This is a genomic window from Streptococcus oralis (assembly GCF_019929365.1).
GTDB classification, from domain to species: Bacteria; Bacillota; Bacilli; order Lactobacillales; family Streptococcaceae; genus Streptococcus; species Streptococcus oralis_BT.
Window position 1 is genome coordinate 279,453 of sequence record NZ_JAHZPH010000001.1, and the last position, 25,373, is coordinate 304,825.

20 protein-coding genes are annotated in these 25,373 nt (G+C 39.9%); 19 read left to right on the top strand and 1 reads right to left on the bottom strand.

What is annotated here, in order from left to right; translation table 11 throughout:
• Nucleotides 1–56 precede the first annotated feature (56 nt).
• The 12 genes from K1I53_RS01470 (at nt 57) to K1I53_RS01525 (ending at nt 17,916) form a co-directional block, all read left to right on the top strand.
• Complete coding sequence (locus tag K1I53_RS01470; RefSeq protein WP_223327756.1) at nt 57–1,958, top strand: ABC-F family ATP-binding cassette domain-containing protein; 1,902 nt, start codon at nt 57–59, stop codon at nt 1,956–1,958.
• A gap of 3 nt (nt 1,959–1,961) precedes the next feature.
• Nucleotides 1,962–2,825, top strand: coding sequence for an Rgg family transcriptional regulator (locus tag K1I53_RS01475; RefSeq protein ID WP_223327758.1), 864 nt, complete (start codon nt 1,962–1,964; stop codon nt 2,823–2,825).
• 78 nt (nt 2,826–2,903) lie between these two features.
• Entirely contained in the window at nt 2,904–4,082 is a 1,179-nt protein-coding gene (locus K1I53_RS01480) for an MFS transporter (protein ID WP_223327760.1), read from the top strand.
• Between the two features lie 89 nt (nt 4,083–4,171).
• Nucleotides 4,172–6,130, top strand: a complete 1,959-nt coding sequence (gene ligA / locus K1I53_RS01485; protein WP_223327761.1) for an NAD-dependent DNA ligase LigA — start codon at nt 4,172–4,174, stop codon at nt 6,128–6,130.
• Nucleotides 6,131–6,283: 153 nt separating this feature from the next.
• Nucleotides 6,284–8,569 (top strand): type I pullulanase, encoded by a 2,286-nt coding sequence (pulA, locus tag K1I53_RS01490; RefSeq protein ID WP_223327763.1) that lies wholly within the window; start codon nt 6,284–6,286, stop codon nt 8,567–8,569.
• Nucleotides 8,570–8,764: 195 nt separating this feature from the next.
• Nucleotides 8,765–10,189: an NADP-dependent glyceraldehyde-3-phosphate dehydrogenase gene (locus tag K1I53_RS01495; RefSeq protein ID WP_223327766.1), complete on the top strand. Its 1,425-nt coding sequence runs from the start codon at nt 8,765–8,767 to the stop codon at nt 10,187–10,189.
• A gap of 276 nt (nt 10,190–10,465) precedes the next feature.
• A complete protein-coding gene (gene glgB, locus K1I53_RS01500) occupies nt 10,466–12,394 on the top strand; it encodes a 1,4-alpha-glucan branching protein GlgB (RefSeq protein WP_223327768.1) in 1,929 nt (642 codons plus the stop codon).
• On the top strand, nt 12,384–13,526 hold the full coding sequence (locus K1I53_RS01505) for a glucose-1-phosphate adenylyltransferase (protein ID WP_223327770.1): 1,143 nt from the start codon (nt 12,384–12,386) through the stop codon (nt 13,524–13,526). The genes glgB and K1I53_RS01505 overlap by 11 nt, the downstream gene beginning before the upstream one ends.
• Nucleotides 13,516–14,655: a glucose-1-phosphate adenylyltransferase subunit GlgD gene (glgD, locus tag K1I53_RS01510; RefSeq protein ID WP_223327772.1), complete on the top strand. Its 1,140-nt coding sequence runs from the start codon at nt 13,516–13,518 to the stop codon at nt 14,653–14,655. The genes K1I53_RS01505 and glgD overlap by 11 nt, the downstream gene beginning before the upstream one ends.
• Nucleotides 14,652–16,085 (top strand): glycogen synthase GlgA, encoded by a 1,434-nt coding sequence (gene glgA, locus K1I53_RS01515; RefSeq protein WP_223327774.1) that lies wholly within the window; start codon nt 14,652–14,654, stop codon nt 16,083–16,085. The genes glgD and glgA overlap by 4 nt, the downstream gene beginning before the upstream one ends.
• Nucleotides 16,086–16,146: 61 nt before the next feature.
• Nucleotides 16,147–16,791 (top strand): phosphoserine phosphatase SerB, encoded by a 645-nt coding sequence (gene serB, locus K1I53_RS01520; RefSeq protein ID WP_223327776.1) that lies wholly within the window; start codon nt 16,147–16,149, stop codon nt 16,789–16,791.
• 9 nt (nt 16,792–16,800) lie between these two features.
• Nucleotides 16,801–17,916 carry a glycerate kinase gene (locus tag K1I53_RS01525; RefSeq protein WP_223327779.1) on the top strand — a complete coding sequence of 372 codons (1,116 nt, stop codon included), beginning with the start codon at nt 16,801–16,803 and terminating at the stop codon, nt 17,914–17,916.
• Here K1I53_RS01525 and K1I53_RS01530 read toward each other — a convergent pair.
• The gene (locus K1I53_RS01530) at nt 17,913–18,359 is read right to left on the bottom strand and encodes a DUF1694 domain-containing protein (protein ID WP_223327781.1); all 447 of its coding nucleotides are present in this window, start codon (nt 18,357–18,359) and stop codon (nt 17,913–17,915) included. The two genes, K1I53_RS01525 and K1I53_RS01530, sit on opposite strands and share 4 nt — an antisense overlap.
• 162 nt (nt 18,360–18,521) lie before the next feature.
• Between K1I53_RS01530 and eno the strand changes: the two genes are divergently transcribed.
• From eno to K1I53_RS01565, 7 genes are all read left to right on the top strand, one after another.
• Nucleotides 18,522–19,826, top strand: coding sequence for a surface-displayed alpha-enolase (eno, locus tag K1I53_RS01535; RefSeq protein ID WP_000022821.1), 1,305 nt, complete (start codon nt 18,522–18,524; stop codon nt 19,824–19,826).
• A gap of 174 nt (nt 19,827–20,000) precedes the next feature.
• Nucleotides 20,001–20,495 carry a YkgJ family cysteine cluster protein gene (locus K1I53_RS01540; RefSeq protein WP_084975416.1) on the top strand — a complete coding sequence of 165 codons (495 nt, stop codon included), beginning with the start codon at nt 20,001–20,003 and terminating at the stop codon, nt 20,493–20,495.
• 203 nt (nt 20,496–20,698) lie between these two features.
• Nucleotides 20,699–21,535, top strand: a complete 837-nt coding sequence (locus K1I53_RS01545; RefSeq protein ID WP_223327782.1) for an AraC family transcriptional regulator — start codon at nt 20,699–20,701, stop codon at nt 21,533–21,535.
• A 176-nt stretch (nt 21,536–21,711) separates the two neighbouring features.
• Entirely contained in the window at nt 21,712–22,626 is a 915-nt protein-coding gene (locus K1I53_RS01550; RefSeq protein ID WP_223327783.1) for a peptidase, read from the top strand.
• Between the two features lie 126 nt (nt 22,627–22,752).
• Nucleotides 22,753–23,295: a ClbS/DfsB family four-helix bundle protein gene (locus tag K1I53_RS01555; protein ID WP_061416840.1), complete on the top strand. Its 543-nt coding sequence runs from the start codon at nt 22,753–22,755 to the stop codon at nt 23,293–23,295.
• A gap of 285 nt (nt 23,296–23,580) precedes the next feature.
• Entirely contained in the window at nt 23,581–24,084 is a 504-nt protein-coding gene (locus tag K1I53_RS01560; protein ID WP_223327784.1) for a hypothetical protein, read from the top strand.
• A 217-nt stretch (nt 24,085–24,301) separates the two neighbouring features.
• On the top strand, nt 24,302–25,357 hold the full coding sequence (locus K1I53_RS01565; protein ID WP_223327787.1) for a hypothetical protein: 1,056 nt from the start codon (nt 24,302–24,304) through the stop codon (nt 25,355–25,357).
• Nucleotides 25,358–25,373 lie beyond the last annotated feature (16 nt).

Genomic DNA, 25,373 nt, shown 5'->3' on the forward strand with positions numbered 1-25,373 from the left:
AATGAAATGGATTCTATAGTCTTGAACCCCTTAGGGAAACATGCTATACTACCTATATGATTATTTTACAAGCTAATAAAATTGAACGTTCATTTGCAGGAGAGGTTCTTTTTGATAATATCAATCTGCAAGTAGATGAACGAGACCGAATTGCCCTCGTCGGGAGAAATGGAGCGGGTAAGTCTACTCTTTTGAAGATTTTGGTTGGAGAAGAGGAGCCGACTAGTGGGGAAATCAATAAGAAAAAAGATATCTCTCTGTCTTACCTAGCCCAAGATAGCCGTTTTGAGTCTGAAAATACCATTTATGATGAAATGCTCCATGTCTTTGATGACTTGCGTCGAACCGAGAAGCAACTTCGTCAGATGGAACTGGAGATGGGTGAAAAGTCTGGTGAGGATTTGGATAAACTGATGGCGGATTATGATCGTTTGTCAGAGAATTTTCGTCAGGCTGGTGGCTTTACCTATGAAGCTGATATCCGTGCTATCTTGAATGGTTTCAAGTTTGATGAGACTATGTGGCAGATGAAAATTGCTGAGCTTTCTGGCGGTCAAAATACTCGTCTAGCTCTAGCAAAAATGCTCCTTGAAAAGCCCAATCTCTTGGTCCTGGACGAGCCAACCAACCATTTGGATATCGAAACCATAGCCTGGCTAGAGAATTACTTGGTAAACTATAGCGGTGCCCTCATTATTGTCAGTCATGACCGCTATTTCTTGGACAAGGTTGCGACGGTTACACTCGATTTGACTAAGCATTCCTTGGATCGTTATGTAGGCAATTACTCTCGTTTCGTTGAACAAAAAGAGCAAAAGCTAGCAACGGAAGCTAAGAACTATGAAAAGCAGCAGAAGGAAATCGCCGCTCTGGAAGACTTTGTCAATCGTAATCTAGTACGAGCTTCGACAACCAAACGTGCCCAATCTCGTCGGAAACAATTGGAAAAAATGGAGCGTTTGGACAAGCCTGAAGCTGGTAAGAAATCAGCCAACATGACCTTCCAGTCTGAAAAAACGTCGGGAAATGTTGTTTTGACCGTTGAAAATGCAGCCATTGGTTATAATGAGGAAATATTGTCAGAGCCAATCAATCTCGACCTCCGTAAGATGAATGCTGTTGCCATCGTAGGACCAAATGGTATTGGGAAGTCAACCTTTATCAAGTCAATAGTAGATCAGATTCCTTTTATCAAAGGAGAAAAGCGATTTGGGGCCAATGTTGAGGTTGGCTACTATGACCAGACTCAAAGCAAGCTGACATCAAGTAATACTGTTCTGGATGAACTTTGGAATGATTTTAAACTGACACCAGAAGTTGAAATCCGTAACCGTCTTGGCGCCTTCCTTTTTTCAGGAGATGATGTTAAAAAATCAGTCGGGATGCTGTCTGGTGGCGAGAAAGCTCGTTTACTTTTGGCTAAATTGTCTATGGAAAACAACAACTTCCTGATCCTTGACGAGCCAACCAACCACTTGGACATTGATAGCAAGGAAGTGTTAGAAAATGCCCTGATTGACTTTGATGGAACCCTTCTTTTCGTCAGTCACGACCGTTATTTCATCAACCGTGTAGCCACTCATGTTTTGGAATTGTCCGAGAATGGTTCGACTCTTTACTTGGGTGATTACGATTACTATGTTGAGAAGAAAGCAGAAGTAGAAATGACTCAGGCTGAGGAAGCTTCAACTAGCAATCAAGCAAAAGAAGCAAGTTCAGTTAATGACTACCAAGCTCAGAAAGAAAGTCAGAAAGAAGCCCGTAAGCTCATGCGACAAATCGAAAATCTAGAAGCTGAAATTGAAGAGTTAGAAACTCAAAGTCAAGCCATTTCTGAACAAATGCTGGAAACCAACGATGCTGAAAAGCTCATGGAATTGCAGGCTGAACTGGACAAAATTAGCCATCGTCAGGAAGAAGCTATGCTTGAGTGGGAAGAATTATCGGAGCAGGTGTAAGAAATGGAACATCTTGGAAAGGTATTTCGTGAATTTCGAACAAGTGGGAAATACTCCTTAAAAGAGGCGGCAGGTGAATCATGTTCAACCTCTCAATTATCTCGCTTCGAGCTTGGAGAGTCTGATCTAGCAGTTTCCCGTTTCTTTGAGATTTTGGATAATATTCATGTGACTATTGAAAATTTCATGGACAAGGCTAGGGATTTTCAAAATCATGAACATGTTGCCTTGATGGCGCAGATTATTCCGCTTTACTACTCAAATGATATTGCAGGTTTTCAAAAGCTTCAAAAGGAACAGCTCAAGAAAGCAAAGAGTTCGACCAATCCCCTCTATTTTGAGCTGAATTGGATTTTGTTACAGGGGCTGATTTGTCAAAGAGATGCTCATTACACGATGAGTCAGAGTGATTTGGAAAAGGTAGCAGATTATCTTTTTCAAACAGAAGAATGGACTATGTATGAGTTGATCCTTTTTGGTAATCTTTATACTTTCTACAATGTGGACTATGTGGCTCGGATTGGTAGAGAAGTTATGGAGCGAGAAGAGTACTATAAAGAAATTGGTAGACATCGAAAACTCGTTTTGATTCTAGCTCTTAACTGTTACCAGCATTGTTTGGAGAACCGTTCCTTTACGGATGCGGACTATTTCGGGGGTTATGTAGAGAAGCTGATTGGAAATGGTATCAAGTTTTATGAGCGCAATATCTTCCATTATCTCAAAGGTTTTGCCCTCTACCAGGGAGGTCAGAAAGAAGAAGGTTGTAGACAGATGCAGGAAGCCATGCGTATTTTTGATGTGCTTGGACTTCCAGAGCAAGTGTCTTATTATCAGGAACATTATGAAAAATTTGTAAAAGATTAAATTTCCCAAATAAGGGAAAAATAGAGTGGCTCCTTTCAGTTTTGATACAATAGTTTCAAAATTGAGAGGAGCTTTTATATGAATCGACATGCAATCCAGCTGATTAGTCGTGGGGCTATTAATAAAATCGGGAATATGCTCTATGACTATGGAAATAGTGTTTGGTTAGCATCAATGGGAACGATAGGACAGACTGTTCTTGGGATTTATCAGATTTCTGAACTCGTCACATCGATTCTGGTCAATCCCTTTGGCGGAGTGATTTCAGACCGCTTTTCGCGACGCAAAATTTTAATGACGACAGACTTGGTTTGCGGTATTCTCTGTTTAGCTATTTCTTTCATCAGAAATGATAGCTTGATGATTGCTGCCTTGATTTTTGCCAACATTGTACAGGCGGTTGCCTTTGCATTTTCTCGTACCGCGAATAAAGCCATTATAACTGAGGTTGTGGAGAAAGACGAGATTGTAACCTATAATGCTCGCTTAGAGCTCGTTTTGCAGGTTGTAGGCGTTAGCTCCCCTGTACTTTCTTTCATCGTTTTACAATTTGCCAGTCTCCATATGACGCTTGTTTTAGATGCCATTAGCTTTTTCATCGCATTTACTTTAGTAGCTTTTCTCCCCCAAAAAGAGACTCAGGAACAAGAGAAAAAGACTTTCAGTTGGAAAAATATTTTTGCTGATATGAAGGAAGGACTTGGCTATATCTGGCACCAGAAAGAGATCTTTTTCCTCTTGTTAGTAGCTTCCAGTGTTAATTTCTTTTTTGCAGCTTTTGAATTTCTCCTCCCTTTTTCAAATCGACTATACGGGGTAGAAGGAGCTTATGCAACTATTTTAACTATGGGCGCTATTGGTTCGATTATCGGAGCTCTTCTAGCTAGCAAAATAAAGGTAGGTGTTTATAATCTTTTGATTCTATTGGCCTTGACTGGAGTTGGAGTTTTCATGATGGGATTACCACTGCCAACTTTTCTTTCCTTTTCTGGAAATTTAGTTTGTGAACTGTTTATGACGATTTTTAATATTCACTTTTTTACTCAGGTGCAAACCAAGGTTGAGGGGGAATACTTGGGGAGGGTGCTAAGCACAATTTTTACATTAGCCATCCTATTTATGCCGATTGCAAAAGGCTTTATGACAGTGCTGCCAAGTGTTCATCTCTCTTCTTTCTTGATAATTGGAAGCGGGGTTATTATCCTGTCTTGTTTATCCCTCGTTTATGTACGAAGTCATTTTAAAAAAGAGTTATAATTTCTCTTTTTTAGAAAATATTTCACTACGAATCATTTTTCAGTCCTTCTCTATTGTGAGGAGGGCTTGCTTTGTGGTAAAATGGGATTATGAATGAAAGAATGAATGAGTTAGTTGCCTTACTCAACCGCTATGCGACCGAGTACTATACGAGTGATAATCCCTCGGTTTCAGATAGCGAGTACGATCGCCTCTACCGAGAGTTGGTCGAGTTGGAAGCTGCCTATCCAGATCAAGTTTTAGCAGACAGTCCAACCCATCGTGTTGGTGGTAAGGTTTTAGATGGTTTTGAAAAATACAGTCATCAGTATCCTCTTTATAGTTTGCAGGATGCTTTTTCACGTGAAGAGTTAGAAGCTTTTGATGCGCGTGTTCGAAAGGAATTACCCCAACCCACCTATATCTGTGAGCTAAAAATCGATGGTTTGTCTATCTCTCTTACTTATGAGAATGGGATTTTGGTTGTCGGTGCTACACGTGGAGATGGTTCTGTTGGTGAAAATATCACAGAAAATCTCAAGCGTGTCAAGGACATTCCTTTAACCTTGCCAGAAGAACTTGATATTACCGTTCGTGGAGAGTGTTATATGCCACGCGCTTCGTTTGACCAAGTCAACCAAGCTCGCCAAGAAAATGGAGAGCCTGAATTTGCTAATCCTCGTAATGCGGCGGCTGGAACTTTGCGTCAGTTGGATACAGCAGTAGTAGCCAAACGCAATCTTGCCACTTTCCTCTATCAAGAAGCAAGCCCTTCTACTCGTGATAGCCAAGAAAAGGTCTTGAAGCACCTAGAACAACTAGGTTTTGTGGTTAATCCTAAACGAATATTGACTAAAAGTATAGATGAGATATGGGACTTTATCCAAGAAGTTGGACAAGAACGGGACAATTTACCTTATGACATTGATGGGGTGGTAATCAAGGTCAATGACCTAGCAGGTCAAGAAGAACTCGGTTTTACCGTTAAAGCACCCAAGTGGGCAGTAGCTTACAAGTTCCCTGCTGAAGAAAAAGAAGCCCAACTACTCTCAGTTGACTGGACAGTAGGTCGTACGGGTGTTGTGACCCCAACTGCAAATCTAACACCAGTACAACTAGCTGGAACAACTGTTAGTCGTGCAACACTGCACAACGTAGATTATATTGCTGAAAAGGATATCCGCAAAGATGATACGGTTATCGTTTATAAGGCGGGGGACATCATTCCTGCTGTTTTGCGTGTGGTAGAGTCTAAGCGTGTTTCTGAAGAAAAACTAGATATTCCGACTAATTGTCCAAGTTGTGACAGTCATTTGCTTCATTTTGAAGATGAAGTGGCTCTTCGTTGTATCAATCCAAGATGCCCTGCCCAAATCATGGAAGGTTTGATTCACTTTGCCTCTCGAGATGCCATGAATATTACAGGACTTGGTCCATCTATCGTTGAAAAGCTTTTTGCTGCCAATTTAGTCAAAGATGTGGCAGATATTTACCGTTTGAAAGAAGACGATTTCCTCCTTTTAGAGGGCGTCAAGGAAAAATCAGCCTCGAAACTGCATCAGGCCATTCAAGCATCTAAGGAAAACTCTGCTGAAAAGCTCTTATTTGGTCTGGGAATTCGCCATGTCGGAAGTAAAGCAAGTCAGCTCTTGCTCCAACATTTCCACTCTATTGAAAATCTAGTCCAAGCTAATCCAGATGAAGTGGCAAGTATCGAGAGCTTGGGTGGTGTGATTGCTCAAAGCCTTCAGACTTATTTTGCTACAGAAGGATCGAAGATTCTCTTAGACGAGTTGAAAGAAGCTGGAGTCAATCTGGACTACAAAGGACAGACAGTAGTAGCAGATGCAGCCTTGTCCGGTTTGACCGTTGTACTGACAGGAAAATTGGAACGTCTCAAACGCTCAGAAGCAAAAAGTAAACTCGAAAGTCTAGGTGCCAAAGTAACAGGTAGCGTATCCAAGAAAACGGATCTTGTCGTAGCAGGAGCAGATGCTGGAAGTAAACTGCAAAAAGCACAAGAACTAGGTATCGAAGTTCGAGATGAAGCTTGGCTGGAAAGTATGTAATGATAGTAGAAAACTAGGTGTCAGATAATCTGAAACTGTCTCTCCTGATGTGTTTTTACATAGGTTAAGTCTATTGTCAGTCAAACATTCAATCGCTGAATCTATCAGCTCTATATAAAAACTGTAAATTGAAATTAGAAATTAGGAAAAGAAATGTATAATTACCCTGTAGTCATCCATTTTCATCGAAAAAATGGGGATTATGCGGCCTGTTCATTTAGTAGTAAACAGGCGGACAATGTTGAAAAATTGTATTATGAGAATGACTTTTTTGGAGCAAAATTTTCCTTTACGGTCACAAGTCAAGAAAAGTTAGAAAACCTGAAGTTTTCTGTCGAGTTTGATGGGAAAGTTAAGGAATATCCCGTGCGTTATAACTACTATCCGCTTCTGACTGAAGTTTGGATTTTAGAGGGCGACGAGACGGTTTATTATTCTGAAAACCCAGCCATTGCTAGTCCTTACTACAAAGATCAAAATCCATTTGCTTTTGATAAAGCAATCCATAGCGCTAGTTTTGATCACCACTGGGGTTACCAAGGAGAACTAGGTTATAGCCTTTCAGATTATCAGACAAGCTTTAAACTTTGGGCTCCTACGGCTACATCTGTACAGGTGGTTGTCTATGAAAATACCAGCAACGATGCTCCGATTTGGAAAACCTTTAATCTAGAGCGTGGGAATAGCTATTCATATAGCCATAAGTACAATACTATTGGGGTTTGGAGTCTAGATTTAGATGAGAATCTTGCTGGCAAGGCTTATCAGTATCAGATTGACTTTCCTCACCACCAGACTTTGACGAGAGATCCTTACACGATTGCCACAAGTCCTGACGGCAAACGTTCTGTAATTCTTTCTCGCAAAGACAGACAAGTAGAAGGATTTGAAGTCAAACATGGGACAGAAGCTCCATGGCGTTTGGAAAATCCATGTAAAGCAGTTATCTGTGAAATGCATATCCGAGATTTAACCAAATCTCCGACATCTGGAGTTGCAGAGCATCTCCGTGGAACCTTCCTTGGTGCTGCCCAGACTGGAACAGTTAACCAGTACGGCCAAGCAACCGCCTTTGACTATATTAAAGACCTTGGCTGCAACTATGTTCAACTTCAGCCTATCTTTGATCGCCATAAGGAATACGATGAGGATGGAAATGTAACCTATAACTGGGGTTATGACCCTCAAAACTACAATGCACCAGAACCAAGTTTTTCTAGTAATCCAGATGATCCAGGGCAGGTCATTCGTGATCTGAAAACTATGGTTCAGGCCTATCATGATGCAGGAATTGGTGTCATCATGGACGTGGTTTATAACCATACCTTCTCAACAGTGGACGCTCCATTCCAGACAACTGTTCCCGATTATTTCTATCGTATGAATCGTGATGGAACTTTTCAAAACGGTACGGGGGTAGGAAATGAAACTGCAAGTGAACACGAGATGTTCCGCAAGTATATGATTGATTCCATCCTTTATTGGGTGAAAGAATACAATATTGACGGTTTCCGTTTCGACTTGATGGGCATTCATGATGTCAAAACTATGCAGGCAATTCGTTGGGCACTGGATGAGGTCGATCCGCGTATTCTCACTTATGGAGAAGGCTGGGATATGGGAACAGGTCTTGCTCCTTATGACAAGGCTAAGAAGGATAACGCCTATCAGATGCCAAATATAGGTTTCTTTAACGATAATCAGCGTGATGCGATCAAAGGAGGAGAAGTTTATGGAGCAATCAAATCAGGATTTGTGAGTGGTGCTGCTACAGAACCAATCGTCGCCAAGGCTATTCTTGGTAGCCGAGAGTTGGGATCTTATCTCAGTCCAAACCAAGTTCTCAACTATGTTGAAGCTCATGACAATTACAATCTTCATGACTTGCTAGCAACCCTTCATCCTGATAAGAGTTCCGACCAGATTATGCGCAAGGTTGAGACAGCGACAGCTATGAATCTTCTCATGCAAGGAATGGCCTTTATAGAACTAGGTCAAGAGTTTGGTCGAACTAAGTTGATTCCAACTGGTGAACATGGAGAACTAACTCCTGCAGACCGAGAACGTGCTATGAATAGCTATAATGCTCCGGACAGTGTTAACCAAGTCAACTGGGATCTGATTAATGAACGCCAAGACAGCATTGAGTTTATTCGTCAGATTATCCGCCTAAAAACGCAAATCAGTGCCTTCTCTTATCCAACATATGAAGAAATTTACCGTCATGTCTTTGTCCATACAGCTGCTGAGAATAGCGGGTGGATTGTTTATGAGATTCACGGTGGAGCAGAGCACTTATTGGTGGTATTCAATGCTAAGGGAACCTCCTTCTACTTTGAAAATGCAGGTAAGCTTGAAATGTTCCTTACCAACAGTCGTTCAAAACAAGAAAATGTTATTGATGATATTAGTGTCGCAGTTTTAAAAGTGCTCTCATAAATTAATGCAGTAAAAAGGGTTAGATTATCTAATCCTTTTTGTCATTTATGAGGTTTTTAATGAAGAGTAGAATTAAGTTTCAAATAATTTGAAGGATCAAGATTGTGAAAAAAATCTCAATTTTTTCACAAAAAGGGTTGTAATTTTCTGAAAATTTGATAAAATAAGTCTTAATAATTTTCAGGAGGAAGAAAATTGGCAAGATATCAGAATTTAGTAAATGGAAATTGGAAATCATCTGAAAAAGAAATTACAATCTATTCACCCATTAATCAGGAAAAGCTGGGGACAGTACCAGCTATGAGTCAGGCTGAAGTAGATGAGGCTATGAAAGCTGCGCGTGCAGCTCTCCCAGCATGGCGTGATTTAGCACCAGTTGAACGTGCAGCCTATCTGCATAAGGTAGCAGCTGTTTTAGAACGCGATAAAGAAAAAATTGGTACAATTCTTGCCAAAGAGGTTGCCAAAGGGATAAAAGCATCCATTGGAGAAGTAGTACGTACAGCAGATTTGATTCGTTTTGCTGCTGAAGAAGGTCTCCGTATCACTGGACAAGCAATGGAAGGTGGTGGTTTTGAAGCTGCAAGTAAAAACAAACTAGCCGTTGTCCGTCGTGAGCCAGTTGGTGTCGTTTTAGCTATCGCGCCATTTAACTATCCAGTTAACCTTTCTGGATCTAAGATTGCTCCGGCTTTGATTGCAGGGAATGTCGTCATGTTTAAACCGCCAACACAAGGGTCTATCTCAGGTCTGTTATTAGCCAAGGCTTTTGATGAGGCAGGTATTCCAGCAGGAGTATTTAATACGATAACTGGACGAGGTTCTGAAATCGGTGACTATATCATTGAACACAAAGAAGTTAACTTTATCAACTTTACTGGCTCGACTCCAATTGGCGAGCGAATCGGTCGTTTAGCTGGAATGCGTCCTATCATGCTTGAACTTGGTGGGAAAGATGCAGCTATTGTTCTCGAAGATGCAGACTTGGAACACGCAGCTAAACAAATCGTCGGTGGAGCCTTTAGCTATTCAGGACAACGTTGTACCGCTATCAAACGTGTTTTGGTTGTGGAAAGTGTAGCGGATAAATTGGCTGAATTACTTCAAGCAGAAGTTGCTAAGCTAACCGTTGGTGACCCGTTTGACAATGCTGATATCACACCTGTTATTGATAATGCTTCAGCTGACTTCATCTGGGGATTGATTCAAGATGCGCAAGGTAAAGGTGCCAAAGCGCTCAGTCCAATCAAACGTGAGGGCAATCTCATTTGGCCAGGACTTTTTGATTATGTCACAAGAGATATGAAATTAGCATGGGAAGAACCGTTTGGTCCTGTTCTGCCAATTATCCGTGTTTCCGATGCAAGTGAAGCGGTAGCAATTGCCAATGAATCTGAGTTCGGTCTTCAATCATCCGTATTCACAAATGATTTTAAAAAAGCGTTTGAAATCGCTGAAAAACTTGAAGTCGGTACTGTTCACATTAATAATAAAACGCAACGTGGGCCAGATAATTTCCCATTCCTTGGGGTCAAAGGATCTGGTGCTGGTGTGCAAGGGATTAAATACAGCATTGAAGCAATGACAAATGTCAAATCCATTGTTTTTGATGTTAAATAATCTATAAAATCAGGAAAAGGGCTTCCTGATTTTATTTTTTTCAAAAAATTACAGTTTAAAATTGATAAAAAACGAATATTCTGGTATTATGATAAAAAAACATATGGAAATTATTCATTTTTTCAACAATTAAATGAAAAAATCATATAATGTTAAAATATATTTTCTAAAATTTTCAAGATAATTTTGGTGAAATTCCGTAAATTACTTGAAAGTTATCTTAAAAGAGTGTATAATAGAATTATAGAAAACGCTTACAAAAAGAAAGGGGATTGGATGAATAATCAAGAAGCATTGAGAACCTTCACTACTGGAGAAAATTTTCATCTTCAGCACTATCTAGGAGCACATAAAGAGGAAAAAGACGGAGAAATTGGTTTTACTTTCCGTGTTTGGGCACCCAACGCCCAGGCTGTGCACTTAGTTGGTGATTTTACAAACTGGACAGAACGCCAAATTCCTATGGTACGGAATGAATCGGGTGTTTGGGAAGTCTTCACAAGTCTGGCTCATGAAGGGCAGATTTATAAGTATCATATCACGCGTGCAAATGGGCACCAGATTATGAAAATTGATCCATTGGCGGTTCGTTTTGAGGCTCGTCCAGAGACTGGAGCCATCTTGACTGATATTCCAGAGAAAAAATGGAAAGATGGTCTTTGGCTAGCTAGGAGAAAACGCTGGGGCTTTTTTGAGAGACCAGTCAATATTTATGAAGCCCACGCTGGATCTTGGAAAAGAAATCCAGATGGTAGTCCATACAGCTTTGCACAACTTAAGGAGGAGCTGATTCCATACCTTGTTGAGATGAACTACACTCACATCGAGTTTATGCCTTTAATGGCTCACCCGCTTGGATTGAGTTGGGGCTACCAGCTTATGGGTTACTTTGCTATGGAGCACTCTTATGGGCGACCAGAGGAATTCCAAGATTTTGTTGAGGAATGTCATTTAAACAATATCGGTGTAATTGTGGATTGGGTTCCAGGTCATTTTACCATCAACGATGACGCTCTTGCTTATTACGATGGAACACCGACTTTTGAATACCAAGACCACAATAAGGCCCATAACTATGGATGGGGTGCGCTGAATTTTGACCTCGGAAAAAATGAAGTTCAGTCTTTCTTGATTTCTAGCATTAAATTCTGGATTGACTTTTATCATTTAGACGGTATTCGAGTGGATGCAGTTAGCAATATGCTCTACCTAGACTATGATAATGCTCCTTGGACTCCAAACAAAGACGGTGGCAATCTCAACTACGAAGGCTACTATTTCCTTCAACGTTTGAACACTGTTATCAAGTTAGCTCATCCAGATGTGATGATGATTGCAGAAGAAAGCTCATCAGCAACAAAGATTACTGGTATGAAAGAAATGGGCGGTCTTGGCTTTGACTACAAGTGGAATATGGGCTGGATGAATGATATTCTCCGTTTCTACGAGGAGGACCCTATCTATCGTAAGTATGATTTTAACTTGGTAACTTTCAGCTTCATGTACGTTTTCAATGAAAACTACCTCTTACCTTTCTCACATGATGAAGTCGTGCATGGTAAGAAAAGCATGATGCACAAGATGTGGGGAGATCGCTACAATCAATTTGCAGGTTTGCGAAATCTCTACACTTATCAAATTTGTCATCCAGGTAAGAAACTCTTGTTCATGGGAAGTGAATATGGTCAGTTCTTAGAGTGGAAATCTGAAGAGCAATTGGAATGGTCTAACTTGGAAGATCCAATGAATGCGAAGATGAAGTACTTCACTTCTCAACTCAATCAATTCTATAAAGAGCACCGCTGCCTTTGGGAAATTGACACCAGCTACGATGGCATCGAAATTATCGATGCGGATAATAGAGATCAGAGTGTCCTTTCCTTTATTCGTAAGAGTAAAAAGGGTGAAATGCTAGTCTGTGTCTTTAATATGGCGCCTGTTGAACGAAAAGACTTTACAATCGGACTTCCTGTCGCAGGAGTTTATGAAGAAGTTTGGAATACAGAATTGGAACAATGGGGTGGTGTCTGGAAAGAATACAACCAAACGGTTCAAACTCAAGAAGGATTATGGAAGGATTATGAGCAGACCTTGACCTTTACCTTGCCAGCTATGGGAGCAAGTATCTGGAAGATTAAACGTCGCTTGAAACCAACTAAAACTGTCACAAATAAAACCCAAAAAGGAGTAGAAAATGAAGAATGAAATGCTAGCTTTGATCCTTGCCGGTGGGCAAGGAACACGTCTCGGAAAACTCACTCAAAGCATTGCCAAACCAGCAGTGCAATTCGGTGGGCGCTACCGTATCATTGACTTTGCGCTTTCAAACTGTGCTAACTCTGGGATTCACAACGTCGGTGTTATTACGCAGTATCAACCTCTTGCCTTAAACAACCATATTGGAAATGGTTCGAGCTGGGGTCTGGATGGAATTAACACAGGTGTTTCTATTCTTCAACCCTACTCTGCAAGCGAGGGAAATCGTTGGTTTGAAGGAACCAGTCACGCTATCTACCAAAACATTGACTACATCGACAGTGTTAATCCTGAATATGTTTTGATTCTTTCTGGTGACCACATCTACAAGATGGACTACGATGATATGCTTCAGTCCCATAAGGATAACAATGCCAGTTTGACAGTAGCTGTCCTAGACGTACCTCTCAAAGAAGCTAGCCGTTTTGGTATCATGAATACAGATGCCAATAACCGTATCGTTGAATTCGAAGAAAAACCTGCGCAACCTAAGTCTACAAAGGCTTCTATGGGAATTTATATTTTTGACTGGAAACGACTTCGCAATATGCTTGTTACTGCTGAAAAGAGCAAGGTAGATATGTCAGACTTTGGTAAAAACGTTATTCCAAATTACCTTGAGTCTGGAGAAAGTGTCTATGCTTATGAATTCAAAGGCTACTGGAAAGACGTTGGTACTATTGAGTCTCTATGGGAAGCAAATATGGAATACATTGATCCAAACAACGCTTTGGATAGTCGTGATCGTCAGTGGAAAATCTACTCACGCAACTTGATTTCACCACCAAACTTTATTGGAAAACACGCTCATGTAGAAGATTCTTTAGTTGTGGATGGCTGTCTCGTGGATGGAACTGTTAAGCATTCCATTCTCTCAACAGAAGCGCAAGTACGTGAGGGTGCTGAAGTAGTAGACTCTGTAATCATGAGTGGTGCCATTATCGGAAAAGGTGCAAAAATTAAACGTGCCATCATTGGTGAAGGTGCTGTTATTTCTGAAGGTGTCGAAATTGATGGAACAGACGAAGTACAAGTAGTAGGATATGATGAAGTAGTGGGGGTAGCAACAGATGAAGATTGATAAATATTCAGCCATTTTAGGAAACACCGTTGGTTTTCATGATATGTCAACGTTAACAGAACACCGTCCGGTGGCTAGCTTGCCATTTGGAGCAAAATATCGTTTAATTGATTTCCCTCTTTCTAGCCTTGCAAATGCTGGTGTTCGTAGTGTCTTTGGAATTTTCCAACAAGACAATATCAGTTCAGTCTTTGACCACATTCGTTCCGGACGTGAATGGGGCTTATCTACCCTTCTAAGTCACTACTATCTAGGTATTTATAATACGCGTGTTGAAAGTAGCACAGTTGGGAAAGAATATTACCAACAGCTTCTCACTTATTTGAAACGTTCAGGATCAAATCAGACAGTTGCACTTAACTGTGATGTCGTGGTGAATATTGACCTCAATCAAGTATTTCATTTACATGCTACTGCCGGTCGTCCGATTACAGTCGTTTATAAGAAATTACCTAAAAAGGATATTTCAGATGTTAATGCCATCTTGGAAGTGGATGAAACAGACCATGTTCTTTCTCATAAACTTTTTGATGCCAAATCAACAGATGAACTTTTCAACATGTCTACAGATATATTCGTCGTTGATACTCCGTGGTTGATTGAACGACTTGAAGAAGAAGTTCAAAAAGAATATCCAGAAAAATTACGCTATGTACTCCGCGATTTAGCTGTAAAAGAAGGTGCTTTTGCTTACGAATACACGGGCTATCTAGCCAATATTCACTCCGTTCAATCCTATTATCAAGCCAATATTGATATGTTGGAGTCTCAAAAATTCTACTCTCTCTTCTCACCTAACCAAAAGATTTATACCAAGGTTAAGAATGAAGAACCAACCTACTATGCAAATACTTCAAAAGTAAGTACTTCTCAGTTTGCCTCTGGTAGTATCATTGAGGGTGAAGTAGTTCAGTCAGTCCTATCTCGTAATATTTATGTTCACAAAGATAGTGTGGTGAAGGACAGCATTTTATTCCCTCGTGTTGTGATTGGTCAAGGTGCCCAAGTTGAGTATGCCATCTTGGACAAAGGGGTTGAAGTTGCTGACGGTGTCGTTATTCGCGGTACTGCTGAACACCCAGTTGTAGTCAAAAAAGGCGAAAAAGTTACAGAGGATATTCATTCATGAAAATTTTATTCGTAGCAGCAGAGGGTGCGCCCTTTTCAAAAACAGGTGGTTTGGGAGACGTCATTGGCGCTCTGCCCAAATCACTGGTAAAGGCAGGGCATGAAGTTGCGGTTGTCTTACCTTACTATGACATGGTAGAGACTAAGTTCGGCGACCAGATTGAGGATGTTCTTCACTTTGAAGTGAGTGTGGGATGGCGTAGACAGTACTGTGGTATTAAGAAGACCGTCTTGAATGGTGTTACCTTCTACTTCGTAGACAATCAAACGTATTTCTTCCGAGGTCATGTTTACGGAGATTTCGATGATGGTGAACGTTTTGCCTTCTTCCAACTGGCTGCTCTTGAAGCCATGGAGCGAATTGATTTCATTCCAGACATTCTCCATGCCCATGATTATCACACTGCTATGATTCCTTTTCTCTTGAAGGAAAAATACAGATGGATTCAGGCATATCAAGGAATCAGAACCGTTTTAACTATTCATAATTTGGAATTCCAAGGTCAATTTTCCGAAGGAATGTTGTGGGATTTGTTTGGCGTCGGTTTTGAACGGTATGCTGATGGAACCCTTCGTTGGAATGACTGTCTTAACTGGATGAAAGCAGGTATTCTCTACGCGGATCGTGTCTCAACCGTATCTCCTAGCTATGCACATGAGATTATGACTAGCCAGTTCGGTTGTGGCTTGGATCAGATTCTTCGCATGGAGTCAGGTAAGGTTTCAGGTATTGTCAATGGTATCGATGCAGATCTTTATAATCCTCAGACAGACCCGCTTTTAGACTATCATTTTGATAAGGATGACTTGTCAGGAAAAGCACAAAACAAAGCAAAATTGCAAGAGAGAGTTGGGTTGCCTGTGAGAGCAGATGTTCCGCTAGTTGGGATTGTCTCTCGATTGACGCGCCAAAAAGGTTTTGATGTTGTGGTAGAAAGCTTGCATCGTTTCTTACAGGAGGACGTTCAAATAGTCCTTTTAGGAACAGGTGACCCGGCTTTTGAACATTCTTTCTCTTGGTTTGCTCAAGTCTATCCAGACAAGCTATCAGCAAATATCACTTTTGACGTCAAACTTGCTCAAGAAATCTACGCAGCTTGTGATCTCTTCCTCATGCCGAGTCGTTTTGAACCATGTGGTTTGTCTCAAATGATGGCGATGCGTTATGGAACGCTACCATTGGTTCATGAGGTTGGAGGACTAAGAGATACAGTTCAATCCTTCAATCCAATCGAAGGAACTGGTACTGGATTTAGCTTTGACAATTTAACACCATACTGGCTTAACTGGAGTTTCCAAACAGCCTTGGATGTTTATAAGAATCGGCCGGACGTTTGGAGAAATCTACAAAAACAAGCTATGGAATGCGATTTCTCATGGGACACGGCTTGTAAGTCTTATCTTGACTTGTACCATAGTTTAGTCAACTAATAGATAAAATCGTATGATTCTTTCATACGATTTTTGGGCTGTTTAGAAAAGAGGAGAAGGGATGACTCAAGTAAAAGGCCTGTGTGTCATGGATGTTGATGGCACCCTGATAGCAGAAGAAGTGATTGATCTTTTAGGAAAAGAAGCAGGTTGCGAAGAAGAAATATCGCAGATTACAAGACAGGCAATGCGAGGTGAACTGGACTTTGAAAGGAGTTTACGAGCGAGAGTGGCTTTGTTAAAAGGTCTTCCGATTTCGGTCTTTGATACTGTCTTCAAATCCATCCATCTGTCCAAGAATGCTCAAGAATTTATCTCCATACTTCAAAAGAATGGCATTCTAGTCAGTCTAGTGTCTGGTGGATTTGCACCAATAGTTGAGAGATTAGCAAAATCCCTTGGTATCTCCTATTTCTCTGCCAACCAGTTGGAAGTCAAAGACGGCTTTTTAACAGGAAAATTAGTTGGTGAAATTGTGACAGCCCAAGTAAAACAAGCTACTCTTGAGAAATGGAGAAAGGAATTAGGACTTTCCAAAGAAAGAATGATTGCCATCGGTGATGGAGCCAATGATCTCTTGATGTTAAAGTCAGCAGGAATCGGTATTGCATTTTGTGCCAAAGAGGTCGTAAAAGCTGAGGTAGCTTGTCATGTAGATACAAGGGATCTTTTAGAAGTTTTGCCTTTGATTGATTTCTTAGAATGAGAGGGAACTATGAAAATTGTAATTGCACCCGATTCTTTTAAAGAAAGTTTGGCTGCAGAAGAGGTCGCTCAAGCTATAAAAAGAGGCTTCGAACAGTCAATAGCGGATGTAGAATGTCTGCTTTGCCCTGTAGGTGATGGTGGGGAGGGAACTGTAGATGCTATTCGACATTCTCTTGAACTCGAAGAAAAATGGCAAGAGGTTACGGGACCTTTTGGTCTAAATGAAGCAATGCGCTACTTTCAAAAAGGCCAAATAGCGCTCTTTGAAGTTGCTGACTTGGTTGGTCTTGGAAAGATTCCGCGGGAGAAACGAAATCCCCTTCACATCCAAACCAAAGGTATCGGAGAGTTGATTCGCCATCTCATTGATCAAGGGATGAAAGATATCTATGTCGGCGTTGGTGGTACGACTAGTAATGACGGTGGAATAGGCATCGCTGCTGGTTTAGGTTATCGTTTTTATGATAAGAATGGAAAAGAATTGCCAGCTTGTGGTCAGACTTTGCTTGAATTCGAGTTAGTTTCAAATAGCAAGTTGTATAGGATTCCTGAAGATGTGAAAATCCGCATTTTAGCAGATGTTGTGAGCCCTCTATGTGGTCATCAAGGAGCAACCTATACATTTGGAAAACAAAAGGGCTTGGATTTTGCTTTGTTTGAGACAGTAGATCTGGCTATACAGCGGTTCTATGAAAAATTCTCACCTTCCACCCTCTCTCTTAAAGGAGCAGGAGCCGGCGGTGGGATTGCGGCTGGGCTCTGTGCCTTTGCTGAGGCCACTATCGTATCTGGGATTAACACTTGCTTAGATTTGATTGACTTTGATAAGAAAGTTGCAGGGGCCGACTTGGTTATCGTTGGAGAAGGCAGACTGGACAGTCAAAGCCTTGCTGGAAAAGCTCCTATCGGTGTAGCAAAAAGAACTCCTAACGGAGTTCCTGTTATTGCTATTTGTGGTAGTCTTGCTGATGATTTGCCTCCCCTACCATTCGAAAATATACAAGCAGCCTTTTCCGTTTTAGAGAAAAGTGAACCTTTGGAAGAGAGTCTGAAAAACGCAAGTCTCTATTTGGAGCACACAGCTACTAATATTGGTCGTTTATTAAATATGAGAAATCATTAACCAAACCATTTTTTCCAGATGGATTTTTTAGGAGCCTCTGCCTTTTTCTCCTTCCAAAGACTTGAAAATGCAAGTCTAAGGTCCTTTTCTTCTACTTGAACAGGTTCATTTGTATGAATGACAAGACCGAAAGGAGAGGTGATGTGATCGTCTGAAACAATAGTCGCATGACAGTTGCTTTCCTTTGCTTGTTTTAAGTAAAAGACCTGTTTGTCAAACTCGATATTTGGTGAGATCTTCACAAAAAGTTCCTCCACCTTTTCTTGAAAACTTTCTAAAATAGAGAAAAATCCATGTTCTAATTCAGAACTATTGGCAGTACTGATATCCGCGTAGCCAAGAACTCTTTCCTCGAAAGTGCCGAGATAGCAGCGTTGTTCGTCAGGGTTTAATTTAGGCCCACCATGAGCTTTTTCTAGTAGTTGTTTTGATAAATCTGTCATAAAAACAGTATATCACAAAAATCGCAAGAAAACAGACAAAAGAAAGCGATTACTTTATAAAGTTAAGGAAAATTTGCACAAAGATAACGTTTTTTCTTGAAAAACGCTTATTTTTAAGGTATCATAGAGGTGTAAAAAATTTAACTCAAAGGAGAGTAAAAAATGTCAATTATTACTGATGTTTACGCTCGCGAAGTCCTAGACTCACGCGGTAACCCAACACTTGAAGTAGAAGTTTATACTGAATCAGGTGCTTTCGGACGTGGTATGGTTCCATCAGGAGCTTCTACTGGTGAACACGAAGCAGTTGAACTTCGCGACGGTGACAAATCTCGTTACGGTGGTCTTGGTACACAAAAAGCTGTTGACAACGTAAACAACATCATCGCTGAAGCAATCATCGGCTACGATGTACGTGACCAACAAGCTATCGACCGTGCTATGATCGCACTTGACGGTACTCCTAACAAAGGTAAATTGGGTGCAAACGCAATTCTTGGTGTGTCTATCGCTGTAGCTCGTGCTGCTGCTGACTACCTTGAAATCCCACTTTACAGCTACCTTGGTGGATTCAACACTAAAGTTCTTCCAACTCCAATGATGAACATCATCAACGGTGGTTCTCACTCTGACGCTCCAATCGCTTTCCAAGAATTCATGATCGTACCTGCTGGTGCACCATCATTCAAAGAAGCTCTTCGTTGGGGTGCTGAAATTTTCCACGCTCTTAAGAAAATCCTTAAATCACGTGGTTTGGAAACTGCCGTAGGTGACGAAGGTGGATTCGCTCCTCGTTTCGAAGGAACTGAAGACGGTGTTGAAACTATCCTTGCTGCGATCGAAGCTGCTGGATATGTTCCTGGTAAAGACGTATTTATCGGATTTGACTGTGCTTCATCAGAATTCTACGATAAAGAACGTAAAGTTTACGACTACACTAAATTCGAAGGTGAAGGAGCTGCTGTACGTACTGCTGCAGAACAAATCGACTACCTTGAAGAATTGGTAAACAAATACCCAATCATCACTATCGAAGATGGTATGGACGAAAACGACTGGGACGGTTGGAAAGCTCTTACTGAACGTCTTGGTGGTAAAGTTCAATTGGTTGGTGACGACTTCTTCGTAACAAACACTTCTTACCTTGAAAAAGGTATTGCAGAAGGCGCAGCTAACTCAATCCTTATCAAAGTTAACCAAATCGGTACTCTTACTGAAACTTTCGACGCTATCGAAATGGCGAAAGAAGCTGGTTACACTGCCGTTGTATCACACCGTTCAGGTGAAACTGAAGATTCAACAATCGCTGACATCGCAGTTGCAACTAACGCAGGACAAATCAAGACTGGTTCACTTTCACGTACAGACCGTATCGCTAAATACAACCAATTGCTTCGTATCGAAGACCAACTTGGTGAAGTAGCTGAATACCGTGGATTGAAATCATTCTACAACCTTAAAAAATAAAATAGTTCAGTGAACTATTTTATCCCAAACCTTGAAATTCAACAGTTTGGCCGTTGATTTAACAACGTTATAAGCCCCTCGGATTTTATCCGAAGGGCTTTTTGTATATAAAGGCAAAAAATAGAAAATAGTTTATGGTATAATAGACAAAAACACTTGTATTAGGAAGAAATTATGTCTAAAGAAATTGATATTGAGTATTACCATCAGCTAGCCTTGCAAAAACAGAAGGAGCACCGCAAAGTGTTAGCGAATCTAAAGAAAAAGCCACCAAAGAATCTAGATACGATAGCCCAGCAGATCCACCAAGAAGTCTTTTCTGAGATTGATTGTACTGCATGCGCTAACTGTTGTAAGACATTGGGGCCCGACTTCAAAGAAGCAGATATTACCCGTATCGCTAAGTATTTCAAGATGAAATTACCAGCTTTTGAAGCAGAGTTTTTGCAGGTAGATGAAGATGGGGACAAGGTTTTCAAATCCATGCCTTGCCCCTTTCTAGGAGGAGATAATCTCTGTTCCATCTATGACGTTCGTCCAAAGGCCTGCCGTGAATTTCCCCATACAGACCGGAAAAAGATCCATCAAATCAACCATTTGACGATTAAGAACACCTTGACCTGCCCAGCAGCCTATCTCTTTGTTGAGAAATTAAAGGATAAGTTATAAGGAGTTGAACCTTTAAATCTTGTACAAAAATTCTAGGGTGGAAGTATCTTGTATTTGTTAGAATATAGATAGAATTGAACACGGACTAAAAGCTATGCGAAAAAGACAAAATTTCCTAGGATCAGAAGCTTCAGCGTTAATTTTCCTATTTTCACTTTGCTTTTAACTACCTTTGTATCTTGTAGAGGTGAGAAGAAAAGAATATGATGCATCAATTCAATCAAACCATGGATTATTTGGAGCAGCAACTGACTGGAGAAGTGGATATGAAAAGATTTCAGCAGCTATCGGGCTATTCTTACCCTCTCTTTAGCAGGCTATTTTCTATCCTGGCAGATATGACATTAGCAGAATACTTGCGCAATCGCAGGTTATCAGAAGCTGTGACAGACTTGCGGGAAGACTCTGAGAAAGTCATTGACATAGCACTGAAATACGGCTATGAGTCTGCTGACGCCTTCAGCGCAGCCTTTAAGAAATTCCATGGGGCAACACCCTCAGAAGTTCGAAATGGAAAACCTTATCGGATCTTTCCTAGACTTCAATTATCCTTAAAAATCACAGGAGGAAAGAACATGGATATCAAGATTCAAAAGAAACCTGCATTTACCGTTGCAGGCGTCCTATTGGAAGCTATTGACAATAGCAAATGCCCGTCTGCTTGGGAGAATCTCTATAACAATCACAGCTTGGAAAGCCTAGAGAGTCTAGGCAGTGGCCAATCCTTCGGCATCTGTTCGGATGTCAAAGAAGGTGAAATCATCAACTATATGGCTGCTTATGATGTGACGGATAAAGCTAAAGCAGAAGAACTAGGTCTGTCCATCAAAGATATCCCAGCCGCTGAATATGCTATTGTCCCAGTCAAAGGCCCTATACCAGCTAGCATTCACAATGCTTGGAAATATGTCTTGGAGGTCTTTTTCCCAGAAACTGGCTATCGCCACTCAGGAGCGCCAGACTTTGAAGTTTATTCCGAAGGAAACATGTCGTCACCTGACTATCAAATGGAACTCTGGATACCGGTGATCAAGGACTAGATAATTTTTTATAAAGATGCAAACCTAACTCTGTAGAAAGAATCTCTACAGAGTTTTTAATTGTTGACATTCATGTCCGTAAATCACAAATACCCATATTTTTTGTTTGGATTTTATGGGGCATGCGAATAGTTTTCTCGGTATAATAGTCCCATAGAAGATAAGGAGACAGGAATATGCAGATGTATTTTGGAGATGTGTCGCTTTGCTATAGCTATTCATTGGCAATGGCACTGGATGGCTATGGTTGTGACTATAAAGCAGACTTTCTAGAAGCAATAATGGTGATGGGAAATGGCGCTAGTATCGTAAAGGAAGACGACCAGCACCCTCTAGTATTCTTTGATAACGGAATGCCAGATCTTTCTATTTCTCATTCTTTAAAAATACTTGGATTTGACTATGAGGACTTCTATCTAAAGGATGGAGCAGAAGTTAATTTGGAAGAAATTAAAAGAAAGTTGGAAACTTTTCTGTCCAATGGACCTGTCGTACTGGGACCTCTTGATATGGGTCATCTGACTTACAATCCCAATCACACAATCCTTTATGGTGTGGATCACTTCGTAACCGTGTATGACATTGATAATCAGTATCTCTATTTGCATGATCCAGCTGGTTTTGCCTGTATGAAGGTTGCTTTTAAAGACCTCTTAGAAGCCTGGAAGGCAGAGGCTATTGACTATAAGCGTGGGGCCTACTCCATGTGGGGAAATTTTAAGAAGGTCAAGAGTCCTAGTCAGACTGAAATCTATCAAGAAACAGCAAGGATTATGAAGAACCGATATCTGAATGGTCAAAGCGGTGTTTTGGAATTCTATGCAAAAGCAGTTGCTGAAAACGGCTTAAATACCGAGCAAAAACAATTGCATCAGTATTTCAGCTTTAAACTTGCAGCTGTTCGAAATCTCTATCTCAGTAAATTCTTAAAAGCGTATGATCCAGAAGGGGCAAGATTAAAAGAGGAATTGGCATCTCTATTTGGCCAAGCCCATCTTTCATGTTTAAAAGAAGATTATCAAGAACTAGCCCACTTGCTTTATCAGATGGCTGAAGTCGATGGTCGCTTTAGAGATTTATATGTAAAGTAGTGACTATAAGCATAAAAAAATAGTTAGTAAAAGCAGTTGTTCGTAAAATGAAGAACTGCTTTTTGATTATGGTATAATGAAGTAAGAAAATAGCTTATTCTACTTGAAAATGAAGGGAGAACGCCTATGCCTAGACCAAGAACAAAAGAGGAATTAGTGCTAGCCTCTAAGGAAAACTATGAAAAGCTCAATCACTTTATATCTAAATTAAGTGAAGAGGAACTACAGACTCCTTTTGATTTTTCAAAAGACCAAAAGAAAAAAGAAGCTCACTGGAAAAGAGATAAAAATCTGCGGGATGCTCTGATCCATCTCTATGAATGGCATCAGTTACTTTTGACCTGGGTACATTCCAATCAAAAGGGTCATGAAAGACCTTTTCTCCCTGAACCTTATAATTGGAAAACTTATGGGGAAATGAATGTCGCTTTTTGGAAGAAGCACCAGAGAACGTCCTTAGAAGAAGCGACTAGGCTACTAGAGCAATCGCATAAAGAGGTTTTAGAGTTGATGGAAGGCTTCAGCAATGACCAACTCTTTACCAAAGGTGTCTATAAGTGGACGGGTGGGACAAGTCTTGGCTCCTACTTTGTGAGTGCCACTTCCAGTCACTATGACTGGGCTCTGAAAAAACTCAAAGCTCATCAGAAAAATTGTAAGAATAGCTAGTTGAAGTACTATTGAAATTCACCAAAGGTTCTTCTAAGCTTCGAATAGCTTAGTTCTCGTGATTTTTGAGCTCTTCTAGCTTTAGAATCCTTCAAAAATTAAAATTTAGGGCTATCATAGACTTAGAATAGCCCTAAAACATTTATTTTATAGCAATTCTAAGTTTAGAATTACAATGATATTAAAGGAATTAGGCTTTTCGATTCTTAGAATGACTTGATTCTGTGAAATGTTGACTAGAAACTGGTTTGAATGGCTTTTTTTCTGATATAGGATGATAGATAGATGGAGGAGATGATGAACATACAAAAAGAGAAAGTTAGAAAAGAGTTGATGTCCCTCTGTTTGGGAGAGCTTACAGCCGTCCTATCCTTTTGGTTGTGTTTTTTCCTTTTGAAAAATCGGCTTGGTGACGTGAATAGTCTAGTAACCATTCTCTATCCTCTGTCTTTACTGACATTTATTTTGCTTCAAGGTTCAATCTATTGGGCAATTTTGATTAGAAGGCTGTCGAAACCTCATTTCGGAAGTGGAAGTGTGCCCAAACTATATGGTTGTTTCAGAATACTAGACCTTGTTTTACTTATTTCAGGCTTTCCTTTTATTGTCTGGAATACACAGAGTTTCCAAGTGGCTATCTTAGCCACGTTGATACAGCTTTTTGCCCTTATCGAATGGATTAATTATTTCCTCGTACGTCTATCTTATAGTTTGAACCCACTTGTTTTATGGAAACGAATTATCAAGGGTAAACTTGAAAAAAGCAGAATAGCTAAGGAGTTGGGGTAGGGGAGTGTAGTATTGGAAATTTTGAGTATTTCAAATAATGCTAACTTCATATTTTCATTTATGCTATAATGTTCCTGATGAAACTCAGAAAGGAAACTCAATGTTCAATAAATTCCTACTCTTCGAAATTTGTCAAAGTTAAATGATATATTGTATTTTATTTATTCATAACTGAAATTGCTAGAAATCAAGTTATAGTAAAATTGGAGGAAGTTAGATGATACAGATTGAAAAGTTTAATCCGGATTACGTGAGAGATTGGTGCGAATCTATATATGCACAAATGAATTTTCCTCAGAAATATAGAGGTGAAGAAACTTTTAAAAAGGATATTTCAAAGTGGATTCGGGAGTATTTAGTCATTGAAGGGATTAATTGGAGCACAGGTGATGATTTGCTTTTAGAATTGATGCAACTTGAATACGAAGATTTATATAAAATATTTAAATGGTTTTTAAATGCTAGAAAAATAGATAGAAAAGATCGAATTTTTCATCCCAGATATAAAGGACTCGATTACTTACAAAAATTTGAATCATTTTTAGTATCGTCCTATAATTTTATAACAAAAGAGATTAGATATTCTAGAGTAAAGAATTCCAGTTTCATTGTTTGTCCCTATTGTAATAGGAATTTTATCAATTCTACAATGAAAGTATACAAGTGCGAAGCATGTCATGATAATTCTGCTGATATTTTTGAGTATTTTTCTGATGAAATATATTTAAAAAGAAAATGCCCAGAGGGTCATGAAATAAATGAGCAACATATTGAGTTACTGAATTCGTGTCAATTAGATCATTTTTGGTCAAAAATAGACTATCCACTATTAGCAGTTTGCTTTTATAATTTGGTACCTAGTTGCGCCTCTTGTAATTACAATAAATTGACTAGTGAGTTTAGTATCTCTCCTTATGATTCAAGTATCGAAGTAGATGATCTTTTTAGATTTAATTATAATTTGGAATCTATTCATCAACCTAGAATTTTTATCGAGAGGCAAAAATCAGAAAAGTTTGATTTACTTAAGAAAGACCTCGATAATATTGGTATAATAGAGTTATACCAAGTTCATTCTGATGTAATTGAAGAATTGTTATGGAAAAAGAAAATTTATTCGAAATCCTATAAGGAAGGGATTAATTCATTATTTCAAAAGAATGGGATGAAGCAACTTACAGAAAGTGAGATCAATCAATTTATAACTGGCGCGTATACTGATTCTAAAGAGTATGGGAAGCGTCCTCTATCTAAATTCGTAACAGATTATTAGTAGAAATATCGGATTA